We start from the raw sequence: 23,492 nt of genomic DNA, 5'->3' as shown, positions 1-23,492 counted from the left end.
ATTGAATTCTACCGAAACCCCGCCGAGATGCCACAGTACGACTGTTGTTCAGACAGCATTGGAAAGCATAGCCTACTTAAAAACCGTCGACCGTAGGCCAGGCGACGCTGAAGGCGTTCCTGATGGCGCAGGGGGCGGCGGCCGAGGCGGCGGAGGGGTACGCGCGGAACGTGTGCTTCACGGCGACGATCGAGCCGGACGCGTACAACCGTCCCACGAACCGTTTGAACACCGTCACGCGCGGGGGCACCATCGGGAACGTCCCCACGGGGGTGACGGCGGCGACGGCGACGATCGTGGAGGACGCCAACGGCAACGTGACCGACGACGGGACGCACGTGTACGCCTACGACCCCTTCAACCGCCTGATCGCCGTCCGCAAGAAATCCACGAACCTCCTCTTGTCCCAATACCTTTACGATTCCTCCGGGGAGCGCGCCGCCACCATCACCTACAACGCGAGCGGCGTGGCGACGAGCTTCACGCAGTATCTCCGCGAAGGCGCGCAGGTGGTCTACGAGAAGACCTGGACCCTGCCGGGTTGGCAAGGACGGGGCGCTTCATCTTGAAGAAAGCCGGGAAACCCGCCCGGCTTGCACTGCGTTGCGGTCGGTTGTATCGTCCGGGCCAGGGAGTGGGGAAAGCGGGGGGCATGGCGGGTGCGGCGGGTCGAGCGGGCGGAGTGCCGCAAAGCAAGATGTGACCCCAAGAGGATGAGGAGCGAGAGCTGACCCAGGAGGAGGTTTACCATGTTGAAGCTGACGTACCACGGGCATTCCTGCTTCGAGCTGGCGTGCGAGAACGGGCGGGTGATCGTGGACCCGTTTCTGACGGGGAACGGCCACGCGAAGATCGCGCCCTCTGAGGTGAAGGCGGATGCGGTCCTGGTGAGCCACGGCCATGGGGACCACGTGGGGGACACGGTGGAGATCGCTCGGCGGAACGCGTGCGTGGTGGTCTCGAATTTCGAGATCGCCAATTGGATGGGGGCCCAGGGGGTGGGGGCGCACCCGATGCACATCGGCGGGGCGTTCACCTTTCCGTGGGGCCGGGTGAAACTCGTGCCGGCCCTGCACGGCTCGGCGCTCCCGGACGGTTCGTACGGCGGGAACCCGGCGGGCTTCTTGATCTTCATGGGAGGCAAGACGGTCTACTACGCGGGGGACACGGCCCTCCATTCGGACATGGGCCTTTACGGGCGCCTCTACCCGGCGGATCTGGCCCTCCTCCCCATCGGCGACAACTTCACCATGGGCATCGACGACGCCGTGGAGGCCGCGGTCCTGTGCGGGGCCAAAGAGGTCATGCCCATCCACTACGACACCTTCCCCGTGATTCCCGCCGACCCGTCAACCTTCGCGGCCAAGGCCGCCGCCCGCGGCGTGAAGGTGCGGGTCGTGGGCTTCGGCGAGACGGTGGACGTCTGAGGGGGCCGCGGAGGGAATGAGCCAGGGCCGCGACGAAGGGGGGGGCGAGGCCTCCCCCTTCCGCTACTTCCTGACGGGTTCCCGGGGGCGCCCCCCCCGGTGGATCTCCGCCGTGCAGTGGACGGTGACGGGGATCTGGGCCGGATTCACCCTCTGGCTCGTCCCGGGCCCTGGGCTGGGCCTTCTTGAGGGGGCCTTCTCCACGATCCACGGGGCGTATTCCACCGAGGCCGCGGTCCGTTACGGCGCGCTCCCGGCCTGGAGCCTGACGACTCTGGCCCTCGGGGCCCTCGTGGCGGTTCTCCAGGCGCTCTGGCGCCGGTGCGAGGTGGCGATCCTCCCCGAGGGCGAATCCGGACTGAGCTGGCCGAAGGGTCGGGGACCCTCCTCGGTGGTGTGGGCGGTGCGCACGGAGGGGGGATGGTGGATCGGGGACGGCGAGCGGAGCCGGTTCGTGCCCCGCGGGTACGTGAACGCCGAGGGGAGGGAGTGGAAGCCGCCGCCGGCTCCCACCCGGGGCTTCTGGGCCCTCCGGCTGGCGAGCCCCTCTCTGGCGGTCCTTTTCGTTCTGGTGGCGGGGGCCTACGGACTGAGCCGGCCCTACGCGCGGTACTGGCACCTTCGCGTGGAGGCCTACCGGACCTTCGCCTCGGGGAACCCCGAGGCCGAAATGGCATTTACCACCCGCCACCCCGAGTTCCGGCCCTGGATGCGGTACCTCTCCACCTTGCGGGCTTGCCGGGAGGCGGCGTGCCTGCGCCGCCAGATCCGTGACCGCCTGGAACTGCTCTGCACCGGGCCCTTCTACGGGGCCGACGGCGCCGTGGTGACGCGCCTCCTCATTCTCAACGGCCGAAGCGATCTGGCCCTCCGGCTGAGCGGAGAGAACCCCGTCCAGGGCTTCCAGATCGCGGTCCGCCTGGGCCGGGTGGCCGAAGCCCGGCGCATCGTCGAGGCCCACCCGGGCCGAAACTTCGCCCGGAACGCCGGGCTGTGGGCCTTGTGGCTCCTCGAGACGGGCCGATACGAGGAAGCCCACGCTCTGGCGGCGGCCGAGAGGGACATCAGCTCGCGCCGCCCCGTCGCCCTGCTCGCCGTGACCTCCCACCTCACAGGGCGGTGCGTCCAGCGGGACGGCCTCACCCTCCTCCTGCTCTCCCCGCACTCGCTGAAGGAGGCCCGGCTCGACGGGGAGGCGCCCGCGACGGGTCTCGGGGCTCTCCAGCGGGCGGCGCGGGAGATCAGCCACGGGGCATCCGTCGCCCTGGGTTTCGCACTCCTGGGGGACGGGGGCGAGGCGCGCGCCGCGTGGCGCAGGGCCGAGGACTTGGCGGAGGCCGCCGGCCTGCCCGGCTACCTGGACGTGGACCGCGTTCTCCTCGGCCTCGTGGACCCCGAGGTGGCGGCACCCGTCCAGGTCAGGAGGGAAAGGAGGATGTCCGAGTAGGCTGAGGGGAAGCGCGTCCCTCCGGACCCGGCCTCGCGACCCGATCCTCTCCGGCTCATGGCCCCGTCTTTGCGGTATACTTCCCGTCCTTGGAGGTGACTTCATGCGCCGAATCATCCTGGCCGCCGCGCTTCTCTTCTCCCTGCCCGCCCTGGCGGGTCCCCAGGTCAAGGGGAAGTTCGACCTCTTTCTCAACGGCGTTAACAAGGGCTTCGAGAAGTTCAAAATCGAGACCAAGAAGGGCGAGCTTCTGCTTTCCTCCGAAGTCCGTTTCAAGATCCCCATGGAAAAGGCCAAGAGGAAATACATCGAGCTTTACTTGTACCCGGCCCTGGCGACGGACCCCGCCACGGGGAAGTTCCTGCAGTATTCCTACCGAGTCACCTTCAACGATTACAGCAAAACCGACATGGTGGAGGCCCAGGACTCGGCCACCGAGTTTCTCGACCAGGACTGGCGCACCTATGACCTCTTCAACCGCCAGGCCCAGCTCCAGGAAGACGAGATGGCCAACCGGATCGACCTCGGCGTCAACTCGGGGAAGATCTTCCCGATCGGAAAGACCCTCCACTTCGAGCAGACGCGATTCTCCGACGGCCGGGTGAAGGACGAGGCCCTGCCCGACGAGATCACCATCATCGACGCCTATACCTTCTGTCCGTACATCCACCTGGCGAAGACGGCTCTGGCCATGAGCGGGCCTTCCCATCCCCTCACTCTCGTCCTCCCGCAGGCCATGAGCCTGAGGTCGGGCACCCTCGAGGCCATGGGGGTGGACCAGGCGCCCTTCCGGGGCCGCACCCTGCTCCTGAAGCACTTCGACGTCCTGATCGAGGACGGGGTTCTCGCCTCCTTCTGGCTGGACCAGAAGGGGGAGGTGGTGCTCGTGGTCAACCCCCACGAGGGGCTGGTGGCCTCCCGGGACGAGTACGAGCCCGTTCCCTTCGAGAGGGAAGCGCCGCGCATGGTCCGCCAGGTCGTGGAGGCCGGCGGCGCCTTCCGGGAGGAGCGGGTGCGGATTCCCTCGGGTTCCATCACCATCGGCGCCACCCTGACGCTGCCCCAGGGAGAGGGCCCCTTTCCCGCCGTCCTCATGGTCCAGGACCTCGCCCCCCTCGACCGAGACGGGAACGACCCCTCCAACCCGTATGTCCTGTCGGGGACGTGGAAGCAGCTGGCGGCGGCCCTGGCCGGGAACGGCGTCGCCTCCCTCCGGTACGACGCGAGGGGGGTGGGCGAGTCGGGAGGGGATGTCCATCGGACCCTTCCGGGCGAGCGCGCCGCGGACGCTCAGGCCCTCTACGAATGGTTGAAGGCCCGCCCTGAGGCGGCACCCGGACGGGTGGGCCTCTTGAGCCAGGGATTGGGCGGTTGGATCGCGGCGGCCGTCGCTTCCCGCGTCTCCCCGGCGGCGCTGGCGGCCCTGGCCTATCCCGCCAAGCCCTTGGCGCGCCTGTGGAAAGAGCAGGTGGGGACCATGGCCGACCCGCAGAACCGCCAGACGGCCTACACCGAGCTTTCCGCCGTGGAGGGCGCCCTTCAGACGCCCACGGAGGAGTGGGCCACCTTCCGCGGGGCGAAGGTGTACCTCCCTGCCGTGAGGGAGCTCTGGGCGGTGGATCCCCTGGCCCTGGCCGGGGCGCTGCGGATCCCGTGTCTCTTCGCCTACCCCGAGAGGGGACTGGTCATCCAGGCCTTCCACGCGGACGTGCTGGCGCCCGCGCTCCACGAAGGCCAGGAAGTCCGGTCGCTCCCTGGCGTGGGGCACTACCTGACGGCCCAGGAGACCGAGGGCGGAGGCAGCGGGGTGGTGGACGGGAAGGTGTCCGGCGAGGTGGCGGAATGGCTCAAGAAGGCCATGGCGCAGGTCCCGGCGCCCTGATCGCGGCGCTCCGTCGGTCGGGGGCTGGGGTCGCGCTCGCGGCGGCCCTCCTCCCGGTCGTCTCGGCGGCGGCGGAGGGACCGCCGCGGTCTCCCTCCGTCGTCCTGGTGACCCTGGACACGACCCGGGCGGACCGCCTTGGATGCTACGGCCACGCTTCCGCCAAGACCCCCGTCCTGGACGCCCTCGCCTCCCGTGGAGTCCTCTTTGAAAGGGCCCTCAGCCACGTCCCCCTGACCCTTCCCTCCCACGCGGTCCTCCTCACGGGGAGGCTTCCCTCCTCCCTGAACCTCCGGGTGAACGGGCTCACCCTGAAGGAGGGCGTCCCGTCCCTCGCCACGCGCCTCAAGGCCAGGGGCTACTGGACGGGCGCCTTCGTTTCTTCGGTGGTCTTGGACCGGGCCCGCGGGCTGGCCGCGGGCTTCGACGTGTACGACGACCGAATGACCCTCGCCCCGCGGTCGGGCGGGCCCCCGGAAGAACGGAGGGCGGAGGAGGTCACGCGGGCCGCCCTGGAGGTCGTTCGAAAGACCAGAGGCCCCTTCTTTCTCTGGGCCCACTATTACGACCCCCACTACGAGTACCGGCCCCCCGAGCCGTACGCCAAGGCCTTTGCGAAGGACCGGTACGACGGGGAGATCGCCTACATGGACGCCCAGATCGGGGAGCTCCTCGACGGCCTCCGCGCCTCGGGCCTTCTCGAAGGCGCCCTGGTCGTGGTGGCGGGGGATCACGGAGAGGGCCTCATGGAGCACGGGGAGAGGCAGCACGGCGTCTTCCTGTACGACTACGCCCTCCGCGTTCCCCTGCTCGTGGCCTGGGAGGGCCGCATCGGAGGGGGCCGGCGGGTCCCGGACCTGTGCGGGCTGTGCGACGTGGCTCCGACCGTGCTGGACCTCCTGGGGCTGCCGTCCGGGGAGACGGACGGGAGGAGCCTGCGCCCCCTGCTCGAGGGCAAGACGCTGGCGGCGCGGCCCGTCTACGCCGAGTCCTACCACGGCTTCTTCACTTACGGGTGGGCGCCCCTGAGGGGGCTGGTGGACGGGCCCTGGAAGTACATCGAGGCGCCCCGCCCGGAACTCTACGAGTGGGAGGCGTCGGAGACCAAGAACCTCCTCGCGGCCCGGCCCGCTCAGGCGGCGGCCCTGAAAAAGGCCCTTGCCGCCTTTCCCGCCGCCGATTCGGGGGAGAAGGCCGAGATGGACCGGCTCCTCAAGGACCCCTCCAACGCGGAGACCTTGAGACAGCTGATGTCCTTGGGCTACCTCTCGGCGGGGGGCGTGCGTCCCGACGCCCAGGGTCTCCTCGACCCCAAGGACGCCATCGGGATCGAGGAGGAACTCCGCGCCGTGACGGACCTCATGGATCAAGGGGAGAAGGCCCGGGGGGTGGAGGCCCTCCTCTCGATCCTCAAGAGGAACCCCGAAAACGTGCCGGCCCTCTCCATGCTGGGGATCGCTTACCTCAACGACGGGCAGCTCGACAAGGCGCGTGTCTGCTTCGAGAGGGAGGTCCTCCTCAAGCCTCAGATGGATACGGCGCACCTCAACCTCGGCACGGTCCACAAGCGGAAAGGGAACCTGGACCTGGCCGAGAAGGAGTATCGGGCGGCGCTGACCATCTCGCCCGGCTTCGCGGAGGCCGCCGCCAATCTGGCCGAAATCCTGCTTCAGAGGGACCGCCTCCCGGAGGCCAGGAAGGTCCTGGAGGAGGCCCTGGGGCGCGGTCTGCACAGCGCCGACCTGTACTTCGAGAAGGGGCTCCTGGAGGCCCGCGAATCCAAGTGGGAGGCGGCCCGGTACGCCTTCACCAAGGCGGTTTCGATGGATCCCCTGCGCCACCAGGCCCTCGCCAACCTCGGCCGAATCGCCTACCAGCAGGGGCGGGTGGACGAAGCCGTCATTCAGTACGAGCGGGCCCTGAAGGCGGCGCCGAAAGAGGTGTCCTACCTGGCTACCCTCGGCTCCCTGTACCTCGAAGGCAAGGAGGACCCGGTCACGGCCCTGTCGTACTTCCGAAGGGCCCTGGCGGCCGATCCTTACGGTCCCGAAGCGGGGAACCTGCGTGACATCGTCCGGGGGCTGGAATCCAGCGCCGCCGCGGGGGAGTGAGTCGGACATGAAAGCCGTTCGCGTGCGGGCCTGCGGGAGGGTGGACCTGGCGGGGGGTAGCCTGGACCTCTGGCCCATCGGCCTCCTGGTGCCGGGCTCGATGACCGTCAACGCGGCCCTGGACTTGAGGGCCGAGGCGATCCTGAAGAAGGACGGGGGGGAGGGCGTGCGCCTCACCTCCGCGAGCCTCGGCGCGGACTACCGTTGGAAGCCCGGGGATGCGCCGGGTCCCCTGGCGCTCCTGGAGCGCTACTGCGCCGCCTTCGGCGTGACCGGCGGGTGGCACCTGGCCACGGGAAGCGCCATCCCCCCGGGAAGCGGCCTGGGGGGCTCCTCGGCCCTGTCCGTGGCCGTGGCTTCGGCCCTGGAGACGGCATCGGGACGGCGATTCTCCGCAGAGGCGCTCGTGTCCCTCTGCCGCGACGTGGAGGCGGCCCACCTCCGCATCCCGACGGGGGTCCAGGACTTCTGGCCCGCCATCCACGGAGGGGCCCTGGCCCTGCACTACGAACCGGGAGGCGAGCGGGTGGAGAGCCTCCGAGTCGACCTGGAGGCCTTCGGCGGTCGCCTGGTCGTGGCGTATTCGGGGCAGTCCAGGATCTCGGCCGGGACCAACTGGGCCCTCGTTCGCCGCTTCCTGGACGGGGACGGTGAAACGGCCCGCAGGCTGGAAGGCATCGCGGATGCGGCCCGGTCCATGCGGGAGGCCCTTTTGGCTGGGGATTGGGTCGAAGCCGGAAACCTGCTCGCGAAGGAATGGTTTCTTCGAAAAGGCCTCGCCGAGGGCATCGAAACGCCGGTCCTCAAGAGCCTCTGCGAGGCGGCCCTCGCGGCCGGGGCCCTGGGCGGCAAGGCGTGCGGGGCCGGGGGCGGGGGATGTCTTGCATTCCTGGTCCGGGAGGGCGCACGATGGGATGTGGAGCGGGCCCTCGAAGCGTGCGGCGCCCGTATCCTCGCCGCACCGCCGTCGGCCGAAGGGCTCGCCGTGGAGGTCGTGCCGTGAAACGCCTTGTTTGGACGGTCCTCGCGCTGGCCTTCTCCGCGCCCCTCCTCGCCCAGGAGGTGGTGATTTTCAAGGACCACCGCTCCCTGGTCATCCAGAGCCACCGGACGGACAAGGAGTGGACCTACCTGCGGGTGGGCAACGGGGAACTGGCCGTGCGCTCCTCGGAGATCCTTCAGTTCACACAGGAGAAGGGCGCCCTGCCCCTCACCTTGCCGCCCTCCGCGCCCCAGCCGGCGGTCCAGCGTGGATTCCCCGGCCCGACGCCCCCCTCCCGTCCCGGCTTCGTCCCCGAAAGGCCGCCAACCCCTCCGCCGGCCGAGCCCGAGGAGGAGGAGCCGGAGGAGGATCTGGACGAGGAGGTCACGACGGAGGACGAGCCTCCCCCCGAGAAGGAAGGGGAAAAGAAGCCCCAGCCGCCGGCGGGATTCGCCCGGCCCAATCTCAATCTGGACAAGCCCATCCCCATGAACCAGGCCTCCGACGAGGGGAGCGAGGACGATTGACCGTTCGGCCTCCGACGGCATCCTCCTGACGGTGGACGTGGAAGAGTGGTTCCATGTCCCGGACCACCCGGCGGGCGCGGATCCCCGCCTGTGGGCCGGGCTTCCTCCGCGGCTTCCCACCGCCCTGGCCGCGACGCTCGACCTCCTGGCCTCTTGGAGGGTCCGGGCCACCTTCTTCGTGCTCGGCTGGGCCGCCACCCGCCATCGGACGGCCGTCCGACGGATCGCGGAGGAGGGCCACGAGGTGGCCTGCCACGGGAACCTTCACCGCCGAGTCTTCGAGCTGTCCCCCGAGGCCTTCCGACGGGAGGCGAGGGAGGGGCGCCAGGCTTTGGAGGACGTCTGCGGGCGCAGGGTGCGGGGGTTCCGGGCGCCCATGTGGTCCATGGGCGCGGCTCCCTGGCCTTACGAGGTGCTCGCCGAGGAGGGCTTCACCTACTCCTCGAGCCGGCTGGCCGTGCCTTTCTTGGGAGGGGCCCGCGCCGGTCCTCCGGGGCCCGGCGCGGGGGTCCTCGAGGTGCCGGCCCTCCGTGCCCCCTGGCGGTGGGTCGCCCTTCCGATGGGAGGGACCGTCCTGCTTCGGCGCCTTCCCCTGCGCTTCCTGGAGGCGGCTCGGGACGCCGCGCTCCGCCGGGGCGTGCCGGCCGTCTACTGGTTTCACCCCTGGGAACTGGACTCCTCGGGCCCCCGGCTCACCCTGGATCCGGTCCGCCGCTTCGCACGATTCTCCTGGCTTCCCAATCTTCCCGAACGCTTGCACCGCCTCATCGGACCGGGAGACAGAAGGCTGGAAACCTGGATAGCACAGAATTGGGTGAAAAAACCCGCTTGATGGGGCCGTGTTTTCAGTCTGTAAATTGCTCTGCGCCAATTGGTTGGCTCCCCTCGATTGGAGTGCTAGGTGAAATACCCCAATGCGCGCGCGCCCGCGCGGACGCCGGCTTGTCCGATGCCCGCCGGACCGGCTACCGTTTCCCCGGACCGGGGGGGCTTGCACCGAATGTCCCGAACCCGGTACCGTAAAACCAGCGCGTTCCAACCGTTCGTTTGGCGAAAACCTGATCGTGTGCAGGGGACCTCACGATGGCCGAAGCAGACCCCCATCCCACCGTGGAGCGGATGACGCTCCTCCAGCGCGTCGACCACGCTCTCCTCGCCCTCTGCGTTCTCCTCCTCGTCATGTCCGGGCTCGCCCTGGCCTATCACGACCATGCTTGGGCCCAGGTTCTCATCGGGTGGATGGGGGGGTTGGGCGGCCGCCACTGGCTGCACCGCGCGGCCGCTGTAGGGCTCGTAGGGGCGGGCTTTCTACACCTGGGAGGGCTGATCTTCTCCCAGCGGTACAAGAGGGATCTGAGGGACCTCCTCTTCGTTCGGGCCGATTTCATCGAGGCCGCACGGGGCTGGCGGTTCAACTGGACGGGGAAGGGAGAGCCGCCCCGGTTCGGCCGATTCACCCCGTGGCAGAAATTCCAATACTGGGGGATTCTGGCGGGCTGCCTGATCATGGTCCTCTCGGGCCTGGTTCTCTGGTCACCCCAAGCGAGCCTCACCCTCTTTCCCAAAGGCTTCATCGACCTCATGCTGGTCCTCCATTCGCGGGAAGCCCAGCTCATCTTCATCGTCCTCATCCTCTGGCACATCTACGACGTCCACCTGGCCGCGGGGAACTTCCCCATGAACCCCGCCTGGCTCACCGGGCGCATGCGGGCCGACGTGTACCGGCGACAACACCTTGGAGAGGTGGAAGCCCGGGAGAGGGAGGAGAAGAAGCCATGAGGAAAGGCCTTCATCGCCTGGCGCGCCGGGGGTGGCGACCGGTGGCCGTCCTCCTGGCGGCCTCCGCCGCGTGGGTGGCCACGCCGGCCCAGGAAGACCTCCGGTGCCTTTCGTGCCACGGGAAACCCGGATTCCGCCAGGTGCGCCCGTCGGGGGAGGTCCTGGAGCTCTTCGTGGACCCCACGCTCCTGCGCCAGTCGGTCCATGCCCAGAACACCTGCGTGGACTGCCACGCCGACGTGGATGAGGTTCCCCACCCCGAGCGTCCGGGGAGGGTCAACTGCCGGCGCTGCCACTATGAAGGGAGCACGGCCGGGGTCCCCCAGACCCCCAAGTACACGGAGTTCGAGAAAAGCGTCCACGGGCGCGAACTGGCGGGGGGCAATCCGAAGGCCCCCCTGTGCCAGGACTGTCACGGCGATCACCTGATCGCCCCGGGAACCGATCCGCGATCCTCCGTGAACCGCGCCCACGTGACCCAGGTCTGCGGGGCCTGCCACCTCAAGGTGTACGGGGAATACCGGGCCTCCATCCACGGCAAGGCCCTGGATCGGGGCGCGAAGGACGCCCCCGTCTGCACCGACTGCCACGGCGAGCACACCATCGCGCGTCCGGAGGACCGCGGCTCCAGCGTGAGCCCGGCCAACGTGGGCAATACCTGCGCCCAGTGCCACGCCAAGGTCTTCATCATGGAGAAGTACGGCGTGAAGGTCCAGCAGGTGGCCACCTACCGGGACTCCTTCCACGGCATCGCCACCGAGTTCGGGGACCTAAAGGCGGCCAACTGCGCCTCCTGCCACCGGGCTCACCTCATCCTGCCCTCGGCGGATCCCCAGAGTTCGGTGAACGTGAAGAACATCCCCGCCACCTGCGGGAAGTGCCATCCAGGGGCCAACGCCAATTTCGCCAAGGGCCGGATCCACCTGAACCCGAAGGACCGGTCGGCGGGGATCGTCTACTGGGTGGCCCTGGGGTTTGAGGTCTTGACGGTCAGCACGCTGACCGGCCTGTTCATCCACATCGGACTCGACCTGTTCCGTCAGTACCGGTCCAGGAGGCGCCGCAGGACCGAGCCGAATCCGGAGACCAAGGGGGAGGCGAACCCATGAGCCAGGAGGCCGGGAAGGACGCGGGCCGGGCGCAGATCCGGTCCGTGGTGGAGGAGGCGGCGGCCTCCCTCTCCGGGATCCTCGAAAAGGAGGTTCCCTCGGACCTGACACCCGAGCAGGCGGAGCGCCTTCGGGCCCTCCTCCTTTCCACCCTCCACCGGGAAGCGGACCAGGGAGTCCGCCGCGTGTGTCGGGCTTTCCTTGAGGAGGAGCACCGCCGCGCGAAAGCCCTCCGCAAAAAGGAGGCCAAGGCGGAAGCGGGCGGCCACGTGGAGCGCCTCAGCCTCCACCTGAGGGCCCAGCACCTGGTCCTCTTTACCAGCTGCATCCTCCTCATCGTCACGGGCCTTCCCATCAAGTTTCACGAGGCGGCCTTCTCCAAGTGGTTCATGGACGTGATGGGAGGGCCGTCGGTGACGGGGATCCTCCACCGGATCGGCGCCGTCCTGCTGACCGCCGTGGGCGGGTACCACATCTTCTACACGATCTCCTCCGCCGCCGGCCGGAAGGACTTCGGGCTCCTCCTCCCCAAACTCCAGGACATCAAGGACTTTCTCCACCAGGTCCGGTACTTCCTCGGCCTGGAGAAGGACCGGCCCCTCTTCGGGCGCTTCTCCTACATCGAGAAGTTCGACTACTGGGCCGTTTACTGGGGCATGGTGGTCATGATCACCTCGGGGTTCATCCTCTGGTTCAAGGACGACGCCATCAACCGCTTCGGGAAGGTGGTCTACGACATCGGCCGCGAGGCCCACTCGGACGAGGCCCTCCTGGCCACCCTGGCCATCGTGATCTGGCACTTCTACAACGTCCACTTCAATCCCAAGCGCTTCCCCGGGAGCCTCACCTTCTGGAACGGCCGGATCACCTTGGAGGAATTCAAGGAGGAGCACGCGCTGGAGTACGAGGAGTGGGTGAGGGAGGGCCGGCTTCCCGCGGAGGGTCCGGGGTCGGTGGGGCGAGGCGGGGGGGAGGGCTAGACCATGGCGCTCGGAAGGAAACGGACGCTGGTTCTCGGCGGGATCTCCCTCGCGGTCCTGCTGGCCGGATGGCTTTTCGTGGACGTCGCGGCGAGGCGCTCCTCCTTTTGCGACAACTGCCACTACATGGCCCCCTACGTCGATCAGTGGAAGGCCTCCACCCACTTGCACGTGGACTGCGTCCAGTGCCATCCGACCCAGCGGCGGGACATGTTCGCCCAGCTGGTAAAGTACGCTACGGGGACCTACCGGCCCCGCCCCAAGGCCTACGTCCCCGATTCGGCCTGCTCCCAAAAGGACTGCCATCCCGACATGGCGGCGGCCAAGCCCGTCACCTTCTCGGGCATCACGTTCCCCCACGCGCCGCACCTGGCCCAGGAGCGCCGAGGGATTCGCCTGCACTGCGCCTCCTGCCACGGGTTCACGCACGAGGCGGGCCACGTGGCGGTGGACCAGCGGGTCTGCTTCCTGTGCCACTTCGAGGGCCAGCGGCCCGCCGAAACGGTGGGCGCCTGCGGCGCGTGCCACGGCGCGCCCGGGGGGATGTCGGCCCACGGCGGGTTCCTCTTCGACATGAAGACGTACGTGGATTCGGGGGTGGCCTGCTCGCGCTGCCACCTTTCGGTCCACGAGGGCGACGGGGCCGTGGGCAAGGAGAAGTGCTACGCCTGCCACATCTCCAGGGTCGAGGAGTACGGGGAAACGAAGCTCGTCCATGAGGTGCACGTGACGGGCATGCGGGCCCGCTGCCTGGAGTGCCATGAGCCCATCCGGCACGGGAACGTGAAGGTCGCCTCCGTCCTGGAGGTCTCCTGCGAATCCTGCCATGCCAACCTCCACGGAGCGGCCAAGGAGATGTACCTCGGCGTGGGCGGAAAGGGAGCCGCCGATACGCCGAGCCGGATGTTCGCCGCCCAGATCAACTGCACGGGCTGCCATACCCAGGTGCTCACTCGCGGGGGAGCCGCCTTCCTCGGCCAGAGCAACAAGACCGCCGACCCCAAGGCGTGCGCCGCCTGCCACGACGCCCGGTACGTTCCCATGGTGGCCCGGTGGAAGCAGCAGGGCGAGGTCCTGGCCGCCGAGGCCCGGCGTCTCGCCTCCGAGGGAGCCCGCCTCTACGCGGCGTCGAAGGGGGCGCCCGAGGCCGCCTCCCTCGCCGCGGACCTCGAATTCAACGCTCGGTTCCTGGAGCAGGGCCACCCCGTCCACAACATCGAGTACGCCATCCGGATCCTCCAGGGGAGCCGCTCCCTCCTCGGCAAGCTGGGCGAGGTGTCGGGTCGCGCCGGAGAACCGTCCCTCCGCCCCGCCTTCGCCCAGGACGACTTCTCTTACTGCACCGAGTCCTGCCACGGCTTCATCGCGCGCCCGGACCCGTATGACTTCCAGGGCGTGGACGTACCCCACTCCTACCACGTGAAGTCCGCAGGGTTGACCTGCGACACCTGCCACGAGGCCGGGAAGCACAAGGCCCTGGTCCTGGGGTCGCCCAAGGACTGCGCCCCTTGCCACCACGACAGCGCCCAGGCTTCGTGCGCCCGGTGCCACCCTCGCCAGGAGGCCCTCTACAAGGGGACCCTTCCGGCCGGGCTGGGCATGAAGGCGGTCCCCGACACCATGGCCGCCTCCGTGGGGTGCGCGGATTGCCACGATCCCACGAAATCCGAGGCCCTGGCCGAAGTCGCCAAGTCCTGCGAGGGTTGCCACGACGCCCAGGGCTCCGCCGATCTCGCGGCCTGGCGGAAAGACCTGGCGGAGCGCCGGGATCGGGTGAGGGCCCTGGAGGACGAGGCGCGCCTCTCCCTGGGTCTCCTGACCCGCCGTCAGGCGCCCACGACCTCCTATTCGCGGAGGCTGCAAGCGGTTTCGGACCGTGTCGTTTACCTGGACCGGGCCAAAGGGGTCCACAACTACAAGGCCGCCGCGGCGGAGCTGGCCCGGGCCGAAAGCGAATTGAGGGTTCTGGTTTCCGAGATGACCCGGGGAAGGTAGGAGCTCCGGGGCCGGGCCCAGGGGCGCGCGAGAGGCGAGGAAGCCCGACGAAGGCAGGAAAAGGGCGGGTTTGGGAGGCCGCCGTCGAGGCCTTCTCGCGGATCGCCGCATCCAGACCTCTGGACGCGGGACGCGGCGCCCGCCATAATGGGCGCACGTGGAGGCGTCCGTTGGCCAAATCTCTCCTTGCGCGGATGGGTCAGGGCCTGCTGCTGAAGGCGGCGCCGGGCCCCCTGGCCCTCTTCGTCAAGGGCCTGTACCGTTCGGTGCGCGTCCGCCACGTCGGCCGCGAGCCCCTGGAAGCCCTCAAGGCATCGGGCGGACAGTACATCATGGCCTTCTGGCACGGGCATCTCCTTCTCATGGTCTACGCCTATGTGGGCCAGCGGCTCACCTTTCTCGTCTCCGAGCACCGGGACGGGGAGCTCGTGACCCGCGTCATGCGCCGCTTCGGAATGGACCCCACGCGGGGCTCCTCCACGCGGGGAGGGGTCCGGGCCCTCCACGCTCTGCTCCGAAAGGTCAGGGAAGGATACGATCTGGCCTTCACCCCGGACGGGCCTCGGGGGCCGGCGAGGGTGGCCCAGGCGGGGGTGGTCCAGGCGGCCCGCCTCTCGGGCCTGCCCATCGTCCCCATCGCCGTGGCCGCCCGGAAAAAAAAACGCTGGATTCCTGGGACGGCTTCATGATCCCCCTGCCCTTCACGCGGGTGGTCTTTGCCTACGGTGACCCCATCCCCGTTCCCCGCGACCTGGACGACTCCGGCGTGGAGGCCCTCCGCCGGCGGGTGGAGGAGAGCCTGGAGGGAGCGGTGAAAAGGGCCCAAGGGGCCCTTGCGGAGGAGGCCCTGTGGAGAGCATGACGGGCTTCGGCCGGGCGGAGATCGAGCGGGACGGACTGAGAGTTCGGGTGGAAGTCCGGGGGGTCAACCACAAGGGCCTGGACGTGCAGGTCTCCCTTCCCCCCGCGCTTCAGGCCCACGAACTGGCGTGCCGGCAGGCCGTGAGGGCCTCCGTGGCCCGGGGCCGGGTGGAGGTGCGGGCCTTCCTGGAAGCGCTCGGCGAGGAAACCGTGGAGGTCCGGTACTCCGAGGCGGCGGCGAGGGCTTTGGGGGCCTTCTCCGCGGCGCTGGCGCGGGACGGCCTTCTGGCGCGGGGCATGACCCTCGGAGACCTCCTCACCGTTCCCGACGCCGTGCGGGTGGCCCTTTCGCCCCGCGTGGAAGCCCTGGCGGGCGAGGTCCTCCTCGAGGCCCTCTCGGAGGCCCTGTCGCGCTTCCGGGATACCCGCCGGGCCGAGGGAGAGAGGATCGAAGTCCAGTTCCGGCAGGCTCTGGAGGCCCTGAGTGCGCTGAAGGCGGAGGCCGAGGGGGCCGCGGCCGAACAGGTGGAGTCCGCGGCGGAGCGGCTCAATCAGAGGATCCAGCAGCTCGGAGTCCAGGTGGATCCGGGTCGGATGGAGCAGGAGGTGGCCCTCTTGGCGCAGAGGGCCGATGTCCAGGAGGAACTGGTCCGCCTATCCGCGCACCGGCAGGCCATGGCGGACCTCCTCGATGGGAACGGCGGGGACCTGGGCCGCCGCCTCGACCACCTCCTCCAGGAAATGCAGCGCGAGGTCTCCACACTCCTGGCCAAATCGGACGCCTACGCCCTCACCCAGACGGGCCTCCAGATGAGGCTGGTCGTGGAGCAGATGAGGGAGCAGGCGCAGAACGTGGCGTGAAGAGGACATTCGAGGAGAGGGAACGGTGAGGGAGAGCGTGATCCTGGTGCTTTCGGCTCCGACGGGTGGCGGAAAGACCACCATCGGCCGGCGCGTGGTGGCCGAAGACGGCAGGGTCCGCTTCTCCGTGTCGCACACGACGAGGGCGCCGAGACCGGGAGAACGAGACGGCCTGGACTACCACTTCGTGGATCGGCCCCGGTTCGAGGCCATGGCGGCGGCGGGCGAGTTCCTGGAATGGGCGGAGGTCCACGGCCACCTCTACGGGACCCATTCGGAAGAGGTCTCCCGGGCCGGTGCGGAGGGTCTGGACCTCCTCCTGGACATCGACGTGCAGGGAGGGCTCCAGGTGAAGAAGGCCCGGCCCAGGGCCCTGACGGTTTTCATCCTTCCCCCTTCCCTGGAGGTTCTCCTGGAGCGGCTGGCGGGACGGGGAGGGGAGCCGGGCTTCGACCTGGTCCGGCGGCTGCGGTCCGCCGAGAAAGAGCTTGAATTCAGCGGAGTTTACGAATATAATATCGTAAATGAGGACCTGGACAGGGCCGTCGGACAGGTCCGGTGCATCCTGGACGCGGCCCGCCTCCGCCCGGACGGGCGGGAGGATCACGCCGGAAATCTCAAGCGCCGCATCGCCGAATGGCTGAGGGAAGAACATGTTCAAGGTTGACGAAAAGATCGGCAGCAAGTACCGCTTCGTGATCCTCTGCGCCCAGAGGACGCGCCAGCTCCTGGAAGGCGCCGACCCTCGCGTGGAGACGGTCTGCAAGAAGCCGGCCCACGTGGCCATGAAGGAAGTCCAGGCGGGCCTCGTGACCTGGACCCAGAGCGAATCCCAGGCGCCTCTTCCGCCGGAAGCGGGCGAGGTGCTCCAGGTGGAAGTCGGGCCCTGAGCGGGCCGTTTCCTCATCAGAAAGGGGGAGCGACGATGAAGAACCTTTGGAAGGTGGCCGCGGTCGGGTTCATGGCGGCGGCGACGGTGGCGTGCTGCCGCAAGGCTCCACAGCAAGTCGTGGACGCCAACGCGGCCCTGAACGACACCATGAAGACCTGCGCCCCGGCGTACGCCTCCGCCCAGCTCCAGGACGCCAAGGGCGCCGTCGACCACCTCAACGACCTGGTGGCCAACCGGAAGTGCCGGGCCGCGAAGAAAGAGGCTCCGGCGGCCATGGCCAAGGTGAAGGCCGCGAACGAGGCCACCGCCGTCGAGCAGGCCCGCGCCAAGGGGGAGGCCGAGTCCGCCCTTCAGGCCGCCCGAGCCGCCGTGCGCGCCGCCGAGGAGGGCGTGACGGCCCAGACCGCCGCCGGAAAGTCGGCCAACGAGGCCCTCGTGGCCATGGTGACCAAGCCTGAGGGTGAGTGCATCCAGGCCGAGCTCAAAGTGATCGGCCAGGAGATCACGGTGGCCCAGATGGCCCCCGCCGCCCACCAGAACGCCAAGGGGCGCCTGGCGGAGGCCGAGAAGTTCATGGCGGAGTCCGCCTGCAACTACTACAAGGTGAAGGCGGCGGCGGACGAGGCCCTCGCCCTGGCCAAGAAGGCCAGGGCCGAAGCGGAAGCCGAGGTGGCCCGCATCCAGGCCGAGCGCGAGCGCAAGACTTCGGCCGTCGAACAGGCCATGAAATCCAAGCCCTGCACTTACGTGGTCCAGAAGGGCGACTCCCTCTGGCGCATCGCCGCGAAGGAGTTCATTTACAACAACCCCTTCCTGTGGCCCCTCATCTGGGACGCCAACCGGGCGCTCGTGAAGGACCACCCGGACCTCATCTACCCCGACTGGGAGTTCAAGATCAACCGGACCTACACCGCTGAAGAGGCCAAGAAGGCCGAGAAGACGGCCCGATACCACCGGTGGGAGCCCGCCGCCCCGGCGGCCCCCGAGACCATCACGACGGCGCCCGCCGAGACGCCCGCCCCCCAGGGCAATTAGCCTTTCACGCGGGGCGGAGGGTGTTTCCCTCCGCCCCGCTCGCCTCCGCCCCGCACGCCATGGTCCCCGACCCCGAACCTCCTGAATCCCCCCAGGCCGGCCCGGCCGGTTCCGGGACGGTTCCGGTCGCCCATCCGTTTTCCGCCGAGTTCCTCCAGGACCTCCTGGGCGGCGATCCGAGAAACGCGGCCTTCCTGGAAAAGGAGTCGGGGGTTCGGATGGCCCCTCGAGGGGACGCCCTGTTGCTGGACGGGGAGCCCCGGGCCGTGGCCGAGTGCCTGGCCGTTCTGGACCAGCTTCAACGGCTCCACGCCGCGGGCATCCGGTTGGGCTCGGGGGACCTGAAAACGGCCTACTCCCTGCGCGCCGAGGGCTTCCGGGGAGACCTTCTGGATTTCTACCGGGACGCGAAGATCCAGTGCTCGCACGGGCGGGTCGTCTTCCCCAAGAGCCTCAACCAAGGCCGCTACCTCCGGGCCATCCGCGAAAAGGACGTGGTCTTCGGCATCGGCCCGGCGGGGACGGGAAAGACGTATCTGGCCGTGGCCATGGCGGTGGCCGCCCTCAAGGAGAAGCGGGTCAAGCGCATCATCCTGGCCCGGCCCGCCGTGGAGGCGGGCGAGAAGCTGGGGTTCCTTCCCGGCGACATCGCCGAGAAGGTGAATCCCTATCTGAGGCCGCTCTACGACGCCCTCTTCGACCTCATGGAGGGCGATCGGGTGTCCAAATACCTGGAGACGGGGGTCCTCGAAATCGCCCCCATCGCCTTCATGCGGGGCCGGACCCTCAACGACTCCTTCGTGATCCTCGACGAGGCCCAGAACACGACCATCGACCAGATGAAGATGTTCCTGACCCGGCTCGGCTTCAATTCCAAGACCGTGGTGACGGGGGACGTCACCCAGATCGACATCGACCCCTCCCGCAAGTCCGGCCTGGTGGACGCCGCCGAGGTGCTTCGCTCCATCCCCGGGCTGGGTTTCGTCTCCTTCACCGAGAAGGACGTCGTGCGCCATCCGCTGGTCCAGGAGATCATCCGGGCCTACGATCGCGCCGCGGGGCGGTGACGCCGCCGGCGTCCTCTGATAGAATCCCATCAGCCGTGCGGGACGCGAAGATGCCACCCACCCAGACCAACGGTTCGGAGCCGCCGCCCAGTCGGATGGAACTCCGGGCCCGCCTGAGGGAGGGCCGCGCCCAGCGGGCGGCGGACTTTCTGAGGGAAAACCCCTGGTTCTGGGCGGCCGTCTTCCTCGCCGTCGTCTTCGGAATCTATGCCCAGCGGTACCAGGTTCAGCCGCCTCCGGACCTGCCCGTCGGCGCGGTCACCACCCGGGATCTCCGGGCGCCGTTCGACCTGCAGATCGTCGATGCGGTGGCCACGGAACAGAAGCGGGAGGAGGCGCGGGCGAAGGTCCCTCCCGTGTACGACTGGGACTCGGGCCGGTCGGCGGCGGCGACGGCGCACCTGCGAGAGGCCTTCGCGACGGCCCGGACGGAGGCCGGGGAGTTCCGGGAAAAGCTGCGCTCGGGGGAAGTCCAGGCAGGCGCGCGCCACGAAGAGGAGGAGCGGCTCCTGGGTCGGATTTCGGAGATGTTCGGAGGCTCCCTTTCCCGGTTCACGATCAAACAACTCCTCGCCGAGGGCTTCAGCGAGAACCTCCAGGAGGCCGTGGCGTCCGTTCTCACGGAGGTCCAGAAGCGGAAGATCGTCTCGACGGGCGACTCGTTCCAGGGCGCCTCGGTGATCCGAATCCGAGACATCCGCCGCACGGGCTTCGAGTGGGATCAGAAAGACCCGCTGGCGGCGGACGTCGTGAACCTTCAACAGGCCCGGCGCCTGGTGGGGAGCATGGTGGAGCAGGAGCCCGGCGTGCCGCCCGCCCTCCGGGGGGCCGTGGAGGAACTCGTCCGCTCCCAGCTCCAGCCGTCCCTCACCTACTCGAGCAACGAAACCAACCTGAGGAAAGAACGCGCCGGGGCCCAGGTCGAGCCCCTGGTGATCTTCCTGCGGAAGGGGCAGGTGCTCTTGAAGGCGGGAGAGATGGTGGACGCGGCGGCCTCCCAGAAGATCGCCGCGTACCGGCAGTCCAAGAAGGGCGTCGTGAACCTGCCCCTGCTGGGGGCGCTCCTGGCCTTCCTCCTCCTTCTCCTGGCCTTCACCTTCATGTACTTGAAGACCTACCGGAAGGAGAACTGCCCGGATCTCAGCCTCTTCGTGTTGACGCTGGTCCTGGCCATGGTCTTCGTCGCCCTCTCCCACGTTCTGGGCCTCCTGGTGAGACTCCTGGCGGAGGGAGGGAAATCGGCGCTCCTGGATCGCCCCGCCTTCTTCCTCTTCGTGGCTCCCGTGGCGGCCGGGAGCATGCTCATGACGCTCCTGGTGAACCGCCACATCGCGGTGGTGTACACCCTCCTCTTTTCGGTCCTCTTCGGCGTGCTGGCGGACTTCAGCTTCGGGATGCTCCTGTACGCCCTCCTTTCATGCTGTACGGGAATCTACGCGGGGGCCAAGCTCCGGCAGAGGACGGCCCAGTGGAAGGGGGCGCTCCTCATCGGGGCAGTCAACGTTCCGCTTGCCCTCGGAGTTCTCCTGACGGACCCGTGGTGGGCGGACCATCCTCTTCGGGACGTGGGCCTCCCCCTGGGCCTGGCCTTCCTTTCGGGACTGCCCCTGACGGTGATGCTCGTCTCGGCCCTCCTGCCGCCCTTTGAGAGCTTCTTCAGGATCCTGACCGACGTCCGGCTCCTGGAGCTTTCGAGCCTCAACCACCCGCTCCTGAAACAACTGGCCCTCGAGGCCCCCGGGACCTATAACCACTCCCTCATGATGGCGGCCCTCTCCGAGGCCGCCGCGAACGCCATCGGGGCGAACGGCCTCTTCTGCCGGGTGGCCTGTTACTACCACGACATCGGGAAGCTCCTCAACGTCCCCTATTTCGTGGAGAACCAGGCTCCCCCGCACAATCCCCACGACCGCCTGGCCCCGCGCATGTCCTCCCTCATCGTGGCGGCGCACATCAAGGACGGCCTGGGTCTGGGCCGCCAGCACGGTCTTCCGGAGGCGGTTCTGGACATCATCCCCCAGCACCACGGGACGCGGCGGATCGGGTACTTCTTCGACAAGGCCCTGACCATGCTGGACCCCGAGAAGGACACCATCAACGAGGCCGACTTCCGATACCCCGGCCCCAAGCCGCAGACGAGGGAGGCGGCCATCATCATGATGGCCGACGGCATCGAGGCGGGCTCGCGGGTGCTCAAGGAGCCCACGCACCACCGGCTCAAGGCCCTCGTGCAGGAGATCGTGAAAAGGGTGCAGGAGGAGGGCCAGCTCGAGGAGTGCGACCTCACGTTCCGGGATCTGGCCGTCCTCCAGGACGCCTTCCTCAAGACGCTCATGGGCATCTTCAGCCGCCGGATTTCCTATCCCGGATTCAGTTTCGACAAGGAGAAAGCCGATGGACCGCCGCGAAGTCCGGCTCCACAGCCGGCTCCGAAAGCCCCCGCTTCCTAAGGAGGCCCTGGTCTCTTTCGCCCTGGACGCCATGAGCCGTCTGGGGGTAACCGGCGAGGTAGGAGTCCGCTTTTGCTCCGACCGGTTCATGGCCGAGGCCAACCGCCGATACCGTGGAAAAAAGGGCCCCACGGACGTCCTCTCCTTCCCCTCGGGAGAGCCGGCGGAGGAAGGCGGGATCTACCTCGGGGACATCCTCATCGCCGTCCCCGTGGCGGTCCGGGCGGCCCGAGCCGCGGGCCAGCCTCTCGAGACGGAACTGCGCCGCCTCCTCCTCCACGGTCTTCTGCACCTCCTGGGATACGACCACGAAACCGACGGAGGGGTCATGGAGCGCAAGGAAAGGCGCCTGAGACGGGAATGGGGGATCGCGTGACCGGTATCCTGGCCGGGATGGCCGCCGCGGGCCTGGCGCTCTTCTCTTTCCTGCTGGTGCGCTCCGCCCTCAACGCGCTCTCCCTCATGGCGGTGAGCCGGCTCGCGGAGGAAGAGGACCTGCCCCTCGTGGAAGGGGTCCGGCACTACCTCCGCCGCCGTCTGGCTTACTTGCTCACGCTCCAGTTCGGCATCTTGACTTCGGGCGTGGCCCTCACGCTTCTTGCGGCGGCCCTGCTGGCCCGGCTCGGCTCTCCTCACCCCCTCCTGTGGGGCTTCGCGTGGTGCGCGGCGGGTCTTCCCGCGCTGGCCGTGGTGGCTCAGGTGATCGCCTCCCTGAGCCCCCACAAGGTCCTTCTCTACACCCTCCCGCTGGTGCGCGGCGCCCTGCTCCTCTTCGGTGTCCTGACCCTGCCCCTGGACGCCGTCCTGTCCCGGCGGATCGACGCCGCCAAGGAGCGCCTCGGAGAGGGCGAGGACGACAAGGAGGAGGAGATCTCGGCCCTCATCCAGGTGGGCCAGAGCGAGGGGATCCTGGAGAGCGACGATTCGGAGCTCATTCGAGGGGTCCTCCAGTTCGGGGACACCGTGGCGAGGGAGGTCATGACGCCGCGGACGGACATGGTGTGCGCGCCGTCGGACACGCCCTTGCGGCTCGCCGCAGAGATCCTGGCCAAGGCCCGCCACACGCGCTTGCCCCTGTACGAGGGCCAGATCGACAACGTGGTGGGGGCGGCGTATCTCAAGGACTTCCTGGCGCCGCTCCTGGCGGGGGAGGGGGACCGCCCCGTTTCGGCCTACGCCCGTCCCGTGCCCTTTGTGCCCGAAAACAAGCCCATCTCGGACCTGCTGCGCGAATTCCAGGCCGGGAAGCTCCAGTTGGCCATCGTCGTGGACGAGTACGGGGGGGTGGACGGCCTGGTGACCACCGAGGACCTCATCGAAGAGATCGTCGGGGAAATCCAGGAGTCGGCGGAGTCCGAGGAAGAGCCGTTCCACGAGGCGGCCCCCGGTACCCTCGTGGCGCTGGGTAGGGCCTCCGTCTACGATCTGGCGGCCCGGCTCGATGCGGATCTGCCCGAAGGGGATTACGACTCGGTGGCGGGATGGATCAGCACGCGACTCGGGGCCATCCCCCACACGGGGCAGCGGCTCGCTTTCGATGGGCTTGAAGTGGAGATCCTCTCCGCCGACCGGCGCCGGATCCACAAGGTGAAGGTGTCCCGGGCGCCCGCCGCGTCGAAGGACGACGGGGCGCCGGGGTCGGGCTGACGCCGGCGGCGAGAAACCCAGGAGGCGGCCGTGCGCGTGATCGTGGAGGTTTCCTTCGTCCCGCTGGGCGTGGGCCTGTCGCTCTCCCCGTACGTGGCCGAGTGCCTCAGGATCATCAAGGCAAGCGGGCTCAAACACGAGTTGCACAGCATGGGGACCAACCTGGAAGGAAACTGGGAGGAGGTCATGGCGTTGGTCAAGGCTTGCCAGGACCGCCTTTTCGAGATGGGCGCCCCCCGGGTGACCACGTCCATCAAGGTCAGCGCGCGCGCAGATCGGGAGCCATCCATGGAGGACAAGGTGGCGCACGTGCGCCGACTCCTGGAGGACGGCGCGCCCGGCAAGCCGTGAGGTCGACCCGTTCCTCCGCGTGGAGGAGGGGGTCAAGGCGCCGGAGATCCCGAGGGGCCACGGGGGCGCTCCCAAAGAGCCTCAACCTG

At 68.7% G+C, this 23,492-nt stretch carries 23 protein-coding genes; all 23 read left to right on the top strand.

Annotated features, from left to right (window positions below; translation table 11 throughout):
* The first annotated feature begins 122 nt into the window (after nt 1–122).
* The gene (locus AB1824_02695) at nt 123–569 is read left to right on the top strand and encodes a hypothetical protein (GenBank protein MEW5763862.1); all 447 of its coding nucleotides are present in this window, start codon (nt 123–125) and stop codon (nt 567–569) included.
* Between the two features lie 183 nt (nt 570–752).
* The gene (locus AB1824_02690; GenBank protein MEW5763861.1) at nt 753–1,427 is read left to right on the top strand and encodes a metal-dependent hydrolase; all 675 of its coding nucleotides are present in this window, start codon (nt 753–755) and stop codon (nt 1,425–1,427) included.
* 16 nt (nt 1,428–1,443) lie between these two features.
* Nucleotides 1,444–2,874 carry a hypothetical protein gene (locus AB1824_02685; protein ID MEW5763860.1) on the top strand — a complete coding sequence of 477 codons (1,431 nt, stop codon included), beginning with the start codon at nt 1,444–1,446 and terminating at the stop codon, nt 2,872–2,874.
* Between the two features lie 103 nt (nt 2,875–2,977).
* The gene (locus AB1824_02680) at nt 2,978–4,756 is read left to right on the top strand and encodes a CocE/NonD family hydrolase (GenBank protein MEW5763859.1); all 1,779 of its coding nucleotides are present in this window, start codon (nt 2,978–2,980) and stop codon (nt 4,754–4,756) included.
* Nucleotides 4,717–6,867 (top strand): sulfatase-like hydrolase/transferase, encoded by a 2,151-nt coding sequence (locus AB1824_02675; protein MEW5763858.1) that lies wholly within the window; start codon nt 4,717–4,719, stop codon nt 6,865–6,867. The genes AB1824_02680 and AB1824_02675 overlap by 40 nt, the downstream gene beginning before the upstream one ends.
* Nucleotides 6,868–6,874: 7 nt before the next feature.
* Nucleotides 6,875–7,870: a hypothetical protein gene (locus AB1824_02670; GenBank protein MEW5763857.1), complete on the top strand. Its 996-nt coding sequence runs from the start codon at nt 6,875–6,877 to the stop codon at nt 7,868–7,870.
* Nucleotides 7,867–8,376 (top strand): hypothetical protein, encoded by a 510-nt coding sequence (locus tag AB1824_02665; GenBank protein ID MEW5763856.1) that lies wholly within the window; start codon nt 7,867–7,869, stop codon nt 8,374–8,376. Before AB1824_02670 ends, AB1824_02665 begins: the two co-directional genes overlap by 4 nt.
* Before the next feature lie 37 nt (nt 8,377–8,413).
* Nucleotides 8,414–9,208, top strand: a complete 795-nt coding sequence (locus tag AB1824_02660) for a polysaccharide deacetylase family protein (GenBank protein ID MEW5763855.1) — start codon at nt 8,414–8,416, stop codon at nt 9,206–9,208.
* A gap of 251 nt (nt 9,209–9,459) precedes the next feature.
* Nucleotides 9,460–10,155 carry a cytochrome b/b6 domain-containing protein gene (locus tag AB1824_02655; protein ID MEW5763854.1) on the top strand — a complete coding sequence of 232 codons (696 nt, stop codon included), beginning with the start codon at nt 9,460–9,462 and terminating at the stop codon, nt 10,153–10,155.
* Entirely contained in the window at nt 10,152–11,264 is a 1,113-nt protein-coding gene (locus AB1824_02650; GenBank protein ID MEW5763853.1) for a hypothetical protein, read from the top strand. Before AB1824_02655 ends, AB1824_02650 begins: the two co-directional genes overlap by 4 nt.
* On the top strand, nt 11,261–12,244 hold the full coding sequence (locus tag AB1824_02645) for a cytochrome b/b6 domain-containing protein (GenBank protein ID MEW5763852.1): 984 nt from the start codon (nt 11,261–11,263) through the stop codon (nt 12,242–12,244). Before AB1824_02650 ends, AB1824_02645 begins: the two co-directional genes overlap by 4 nt.
* Nucleotides 12,245–12,247: 3 nt before the next feature.
* Nucleotides 12,248–14,239 (top strand): hypothetical protein, encoded by a 1,992-nt coding sequence (locus AB1824_02640; GenBank protein ID MEW5763851.1) that lies wholly within the window; start codon nt 12,248–12,250, stop codon nt 14,237–14,239.
* Between the two features lie 170 nt (nt 14,240–14,409).
* The gene (locus tag AB1824_02635; GenBank protein ID MEW5763850.1) at nt 14,410–14,928 is read left to right on the top strand and encodes a lysophospholipid acyltransferase family protein; all 519 of its coding nucleotides are present in this window, start codon (nt 14,410–14,412) and stop codon (nt 14,926–14,928) included.
* Nucleotides 14,925–15,101 carry a hypothetical protein gene (locus AB1824_02630; GenBank protein ID MEW5763849.1) on the top strand — a complete coding sequence of 59 codons (177 nt, stop codon included), beginning with the start codon at nt 14,925–14,927 and terminating at the stop codon, nt 15,099–15,101. Before AB1824_02635 ends, AB1824_02630 begins: the two co-directional genes overlap by 4 nt.
* Nucleotides 15,098–15,961: a YicC/YloC family endoribonuclease gene (locus AB1824_02625; GenBank protein MEW5763848.1), complete on the top strand. Its 864-nt coding sequence runs from the start codon at nt 15,098–15,100 to the stop codon at nt 15,959–15,961. Before AB1824_02630 ends, AB1824_02625 begins: the two co-directional genes overlap by 4 nt.
* Before the next feature lie 25 nt (nt 15,962–15,986).
* On the top strand, nt 15,987–16,628 hold the full coding sequence (gmk, locus tag AB1824_02620) for a guanylate kinase (GenBank protein MEW5763847.1): 642 nt from the start codon (nt 15,987–15,989) through the stop codon (nt 16,626–16,628).
* A complete protein-coding gene (gene rpoZ / locus AB1824_02615) occupies nt 16,615–16,851 on the top strand; it encodes a DNA-directed RNA polymerase subunit omega (GenBank protein MEW5763846.1) in 237 nt (78 codons plus the stop codon). Before gmk ends, rpoZ begins: the two co-directional genes overlap by 14 nt.
* Before the next feature lie 35 nt (nt 16,852–16,886).
* A complete protein-coding gene (locus tag AB1824_02610) occupies nt 16,887–17,888 on the top strand; it encodes a LysM peptidoglycan-binding domain-containing protein (GenBank protein ID MEW5763845.1) in 1,002 nt (333 codons plus the stop codon).
* 20 nt (nt 17,889–17,908) lie between these two features.
* Nucleotides 17,909–18,955, top strand: coding sequence for a PhoH family protein (locus AB1824_02605; protein ID MEW5763844.1), 1,047 nt, complete (start codon nt 17,909–17,911; stop codon nt 18,953–18,955).
* 50 nt (nt 18,956–19,005) lie between these two features.
* Entirely contained in the window at nt 19,006–21,405 is a 2,400-nt protein-coding gene (locus AB1824_02600) for an HDIG domain-containing metalloprotein (GenBank protein ID MEW5763843.1), read from the top strand.
* Nucleotides 21,350–21,781 (top strand): rRNA maturation RNase YbeY, encoded by a 432-nt coding sequence (gene ybeY / locus AB1824_02595; GenBank protein ID MEW5763842.1) that lies wholly within the window; start codon nt 21,350–21,352, stop codon nt 21,779–21,781. Before AB1824_02600 ends, ybeY begins: the two co-directional genes overlap by 56 nt.
* On the top strand, nt 21,778–23,052 hold the full coding sequence (locus AB1824_02590) for a hemolysin family protein (GenBank protein ID MEW5763841.1): 1,275 nt from the start codon (nt 21,778–21,780) through the stop codon (nt 23,050–23,052). The genes ybeY and AB1824_02590 overlap by 4 nt, the downstream gene beginning before the upstream one ends.
* 30 nt (nt 23,053–23,082) lie before the next feature.
* Complete coding sequence (locus AB1824_02585; GenBank protein ID MEW5763840.1) at nt 23,083–23,403, top strand: MTH1187 family thiamine-binding protein; 321 nt, start codon at nt 23,083–23,085, stop codon at nt 23,401–23,403.
* Nucleotides 23,404–23,492 lie beyond the last annotated feature (89 nt).

The sequence above is a fragment of the Acidobacteriota bacterium genome (genome assembly GCA_040752915.1).
Classification (GTDB): Bacteria; Acidobacteriota; UBA4820; order UBA4820; family DSQY01; genus JBFLVU01.
Note: the sequence above shows the minus strand (reverse complement) of the source record. Positions and strands in the feature narration are given on the sequence as shown.

Bases quoted from the DNA above. Each gene is read 5' to 3' on its own strand.
- AB1824_02670 (MEW5763857.1), top strand. From the start codon at position 6,875: ATGAAAGCCGTTCGCGTGCGGGCCTGCGGGAGGGTGGACCTGGCGGGG.
- rpoZ (MEW5763846.1), top strand. From the start codon at position 16,615: ATGTTCAAGGTTGACGAAAAGATCGGCAGCAAGTACCGCTTCGTGATC.
- AB1824_02680 (MEW5763859.1), top strand. From the start codon at position 2,978: ATGCGCCGAATCATCCTGGCCGCCGCGCTTCTCTTCTCCCTGCCCGCC.
- AB1824_02610 (MEW5763845.1), top strand. From the start codon at position 16,887: ATGAAGAACCTTTGGAAGGTGGCCGCGGTCGGGTTCATGGCGGCGGCG.
- AB1824_02600 (MEW5763843.1), top strand. From the start codon at position 19,006: ATGCCACCCACCCAGACCAACGGTTCGGAGCCGCCGCCCAGTCGGATG.
- AB1824_02655 (MEW5763854.1), top strand. From the start codon at position 9,460: ATGGCCGAAGCAGACCCCCATCCCACCGTGGAGCGGATGACGCTCCTC.
- AB1824_02645 (MEW5763852.1), top strand. From the start codon at position 11,261: ATGAGCCAGGAGGCCGGGAAGGACGCGGGCCGGGCGCAGATCCGGTCC.
- ybeY (MEW5763842.1), top strand. From the start codon at position 21,350: ATGGACCGCCGCGAAGTCCGGCTCCACAGCCGGCTCCGAAAGCCCCCG.
- AB1824_02675 (MEW5763858.1), top strand. From the start codon at position 4,717: ATGGCTCAAGAAGGCCATGGCGCAGGTCCCGGCGCCCTGATCGCGGCG.
- AB1824_02640 (MEW5763851.1), top strand. From the start codon at position 12,248: ATGGCGCTCGGAAGGAAACGGACGCTGGTTCTCGGCGGGATCTCCCTC.
- AB1824_02630 (MEW5763849.1), top strand. From the start codon at position 14,925: ATGATCCCCCTGCCCTTCACGCGGGTGGTCTTTGCCTACGGTGACCCC.
- AB1824_02650 (MEW5763853.1), top strand. From the start codon at position 10,152: ATGAGGAAAGGCCTTCATCGCCTGGCGCGCCGGGGGTGGCGACCGGTG.
- AB1824_02625 (MEW5763848.1), top strand. From the start codon at position 15,098: ATGACGGGCTTCGGCCGGGCGGAGATCGAGCGGGACGGACTGAGAGTT.
- AB1824_02695 (MEW5763862.1), top strand. From the start codon at position 123: ATGGCGCAGGGGGCGGCGGCCGAGGCGGCGGAGGGGTACGCGCGGAAC.
- AB1824_02685 (MEW5763860.1), top strand. From the start codon at position 1,444: ATGAGCCAGGGCCGCGACGAAGGGGGGGGCGAGGCCTCCCCCTTCCGC.